Here is a 4,071-nt window from a genome sequence, read left to right as displayed (position 1 = left end):
CAATAGAGCAGATCGTATTCAGTTTATTTGCCCTAAAAGATCTCTTACAATGTCTGATTCAGTAAAATCCGTTATTCTTGATTGTGATAATCCTTGTACCAATTCACCATATGGAAGAATTAAAAACATCACTGTTCACCATAATTTCAGATTCAATGCTGCTATGCCTCGAAATAGTAATGAATGGATCAATCTTTACAAAATAAGAACGGTTTGTGAAAGAACCATCGCACAACTTAAATCCTTTATGCAAATCAATATTTCCAAAGTCAATAAAACCTTAACCCTGAAATCAAACATCTTTTTAGCTGGCATCACACAATTGATTGCTTTCATTATCATTCATAAAAGTAAATTAAACATTGGTCATTTGTCTATAAAAACTATGGTTGCATAGAATAACTTACTGCGAAATTGAGTAAGTCTTTATTCTGTTGCGCTTTTTTTTTGAACTTTTTTAGATATTTCAATTTTGCTTGTGGATAACTTTGGTTTTTATTTCGCAACGATCTATTTTTAGTTTTTATTGTAATCAGTTCAAGAAATAAGTCGACTAAATCTCTTATACCTATTAAGAACCCATTTCCTTCTGAAATGTAAACCATTACATTGACAAATTTAGAACTAATTATTGGTTAGGGTGTCAAAAGTCAGTTTCGCATACCCCATCTACCATATGCTGTATCGCGTACTCCCCGTAACCGACATCATATGGTAGATGGGGGCTCAACTTTTGGATTTTGACACTCTAACCATCTTTATTATTTTATGAAATCTTCATTATTTTAATATTGCAAATGATAGTATATACATTGATGTGCTTGTAATGTCAACTAACAGCTCATGTCCACCTTGATACTGGATTTTTTCCTTCCAAAGTGGTCCCTGTAATCAGTGATCTAATTGTAAGGATAGTCTGTGAAAAGTCTGATTAAAGTAATAGCATATTCTCTTTGCCTAAATAATTTGTAAATATTCAGGGAACAACTTGCAATTAAAATTCCAATGTGGTGAATAATTCTTTGCGTTGGACTATTAATCCCAGAATTTCTTGGAATAATATGAGGTCGTAAGTATGATATTAATCTGAACCTATGAAAGCTTCTTTATTTTTTATCATATTCTATTAATAACGATATTTGCTTGCAAAGGGACACTTGTAAATTTAAAAAAACGCTTTAAATTAGTAATAAAGCAATCTCATTTTTAATAAAGGCGAGAATTTAACGGATATAAAAACTTTATTGAGGTCAATCTAGTTGGCATTTTCGTTTACGATCATCAAATTAAATAGTTTTGTTAGGAAATTGAAATCAAAAAATATGGATAATTTTTATATAAAATGGTATTATATAGATAGTCTCTTCGTATAAAAAGGAAAAAATATTTCAAACTGGATTGTCATAACCCCGTAACGCTTGATCAAGAGAGCGTGCTATGTGTATGATGATGTGATATACCTTAGGTATCGCAACACACCTTATGGAATCAGTGGTATAATTTACTAAAAGTTATTATAGGAAAGTATCCTTCGCTTTGGTTGCTGTGATGAAAATGAAAATTTTTTTTAGAAGAACAGTAGAATGAACATTAAAAAAACATATTTAGGTGATTACGGATTTTGAGAGATTATTTTTTGTTGGAGGATTTCAAATTATGAGTATTGGTTTAATATTATTTTCTCTGATAGTAATGTTACTATTAGTTATAAAATTAGAATTTCGAAAAAAAAGAATGAGTCGAAAAAAATTTATTGTTAGACATTTACTATCATCAACCTTAATGATTTTATTGGGATGGTGTTATTCGGCTTTAGGTCAAAATAACTTGTTGACACTTCTCTGTGCATTTATTTTGGTTATATTGGGGGTCTATGTATTAGCTTTGATTATCTATAGGTTACATGATATTGATTATTCTGGATATTTAACTTTGTTGTTAATTCCTAAAATGGTTTTAGATATATTTTTTATTGAAACTGGAATGGTTTTCCCGCAGATGGTATTAAGTTTGATATTTTTAATATTTTTAATTTTTTTATACTTAAAGAATGGAACTGCTGGAACCAATAAATACGGAATAGATATATCAAAAATAGATAGTTGCAAAATGAAACCTGAAGTTATCCACAAGTAAAAATTTAATATTTGAAAAAAACAAAAAAAGAAGCACAACTTAATAAAAGCATACGCAATTTTGCAGTAAGCTTAACGATGCAACCATAGCTTTTATAGCCAATCGCCCATTTGAATGTTTACTTTTATGAAGGATAAGGAAAGCAATCAATTGCGTAATACCGGATACCTGCTAATAAGATATTTGATTTCAAGGTTAAAGTCTTGTTGATTTTGAAAATATTGATTTGCATAAACGATTTATGTTGAGCAAGGGTTCTTTCGCAAACAGTTCTTATTTTGTAAAGGTTTATCCATTCAGGGTTACTTTGAGGCATTGCAACATTGAACCTAAAGTTGTGGTGAACCGTGATATTTTTAATACGTCCATAAGGCGAGATGGTACAAGAATTGTTACAATCAAAAATAACTGATTTACGGTTTAGAACAATCCGACGTTATAATCGATCTTTTGGGGCAAACCCGCAAACGGGCAGAAGAAATCAAATATCTTGTAGATGAACTATATGCTGATAATGAAAAAATAATTCTTGTAATGGATAATCTCAATACACATAAACCATCGTCATTATATAAAGCGTTTCCACCAGATGAAGCAAGAAGAATACTTAAAAGACTCGAGATTCACTATACACCAAAACATGGAAATCGGATAAATATAGCAGAGATAAAACTAAATGGTATGATTTGGCAATGCTTATCAAGAAGAATTGAAAATATAGATTTACTTCGAAAAGAACTTCTTGTTTGGGAAAGCAAACAGAACAACACCTACGCTAAAATCAACTGGCAATTTAAAACCAAAGATGCAAGGACAAAACTGTCTTCGCTCTATCCTGAATTTTAAAAAGCAAAACATGAGTTCGTTAATGAACATGTCAATACACTAGACAGAATTCTTAGGGTGAATTTAAATAAACTAATAAGCCTAAGGAGAGTCGAAATGACTAAAAAAACTAGAAGAGAATTCACAGCGGAATTCAAAACTCAAATGGTGCAATTGTATTTGCAGGGTAAAACAAAGGCCTCGATATTAAAAGAATATGATTTAGCCCTTTCCTCTTTGGATCGCTGGATATCTCAACATCAGAACTCAGGTTCATTCAAGGAAAAGGACAATAGAAACGATGCTGAAAAAAGCTTGAGTTGTACTAATGCATTAATAGAATTTTGATTTTTAGGCATAGTATTTTGCTTGTATATGATGTTAGGAAGAGACATTTCTACTTGAATAATAAAAATCTAACATTCATGTTGGATATATTTTGGTGCTGAATAGATTGGTACGAACAATAAGCTTAATATCTAGAAATGATATGAGATCGATTGGTTTGTTGATTGTCAAGTAGAATTGACCCACTTTTTCACTTAAATCTGACCCACCCTTGAATTATTAATAGGTGGATCAGGTTTCTTTATAAATTCTAATATTCACACTGTGAATTGACCCACTTGTTACTGGGTAATGATTTGATAACCTGCACTTTTTAAAGAGGTCTGGTCAATAATCATTGTCTTTGATGATGGTTCAAGTATGATATACTTGCTTAACTCAAGCAATCGGTCTCCCAATAGCTCTTGAATAAGCTTTTCCATCGCTTCAGTACGATTACCTAGCATTTGGTTTTTCTGGTGATACTCAGGTTCTATGGATACAGGGGAACAGAGTTCTTCCATGCTCAAAAAAACATTGTCTTTGTTGGATTTTTCTTGGTACATAAAGCTATCCGTGTCTTTATCATATACAAATTTCGGATGATTCTTTATTCTTTTTATGATAGCTAACGGATATTTAATGCCGTGGTCACTAATAAGTTCATAAGCAGCCATACGACCTTCATCATTATACTTCTGGGCTATGCTGATCAATTCAGCGTCTTTTATTTTACTCATGGCTTGCTTCCTTTCGTTTAAAGAGGGATCTCATCAGTTGCAG

General features: G+C 31.4%; 4 protein-coding genes and 1 pseudogene. 4 read left to right on the top strand and 1 reads right to left on the bottom strand.

Annotated elements, in window-relative coordinates; genetic code table 11:
* The 4 genes and pseudogenes from F3D3_RS23000 to F3D3_RS22985 all read left to right on the top strand — a co-directional run.
* A pseudogene (locus tag F3D3_RS23000) lies at positions 1–397 on the top strand (DDE transposase); the annotation flags it as partial.
* 1,259 nt (positions 398–1,656) lie between these two features.
* A complete protein-coding gene (locus F3D3_RS22995; RefSeq protein ID WP_069876850.1) occupies positions 1,657–2,136 on the top strand; it encodes a DUF805 domain-containing protein in 480 nt (159 codons plus the stop codon).
* Positions 2,137–2,586: 450 nt separating this feature from the next.
* Positions 2,587–2,982, top strand: a complete 396-nt coding sequence (locus F3D3_RS22990) for a transposase (protein ID WP_175438479.1) — start codon at positions 2,587–2,589, stop codon at positions 2,980–2,982.
* Positions 2,983–3,078: 96 nt separating this feature from the next.
* Positions 3,079–3,309, top strand: coding sequence for an IS3 family transposase (locus F3D3_RS22985; protein WP_069876847.1), 231 nt, complete (start codon positions 3,079–3,081; stop codon positions 3,307–3,309).
* 281 nt (positions 3,310–3,590) lie between these two features.
* Here F3D3_RS22985 and F3D3_RS22980 read toward each other — a convergent pair whose 3' ends face one another.
* Positions 3,591–4,028 carry a hypothetical protein gene (locus tag F3D3_RS22980; protein WP_069876331.1) on the bottom strand — a complete coding sequence of 146 codons (438 nt, stop codon included), beginning with the start codon at positions 4,026–4,028 and terminating at the stop codon, positions 3,591–3,593.
* Positions 4,029–4,071 lie beyond the last annotated feature (43 nt).

The sequence above is a fragment of the Fusibacter sp. 3D3 genome, from assembly GCF_001748365.1.
Classification (GTDB): domain Bacteria; phylum Bacillota; class Clostridia; order Peptostreptococcales; family Acidaminobacteraceae; genus Fusibacter_A.
Note: the sequence above shows the minus strand (reverse complement) of the source record. Positions and strands in the feature narration are given on the sequence as shown.

Excerpts from the sequence above, each read along its gene's own strand:
- F3D3_RS22980 (WP_069876331.1), bottom strand. The coding sequence starts at position 4,028 with ATGAGTAAAATAAAAGACGCTGAATTGATCAGCATAGCCCAGAAGTAT.
- F3D3_RS22985 (WP_069876847.1), top strand. The coding sequence starts at position 3,079 with ATGACTAAAAAAACTAGAAGAGAATTCACAGCGGAATTCAAAACTCAA.
- F3D3_RS22995 (WP_069876850.1), top strand. The coding sequence starts at position 1,657 with ATGAGTATTGGTTTAATATTATTTTCTCTGATAGTAATGTTACTATTA.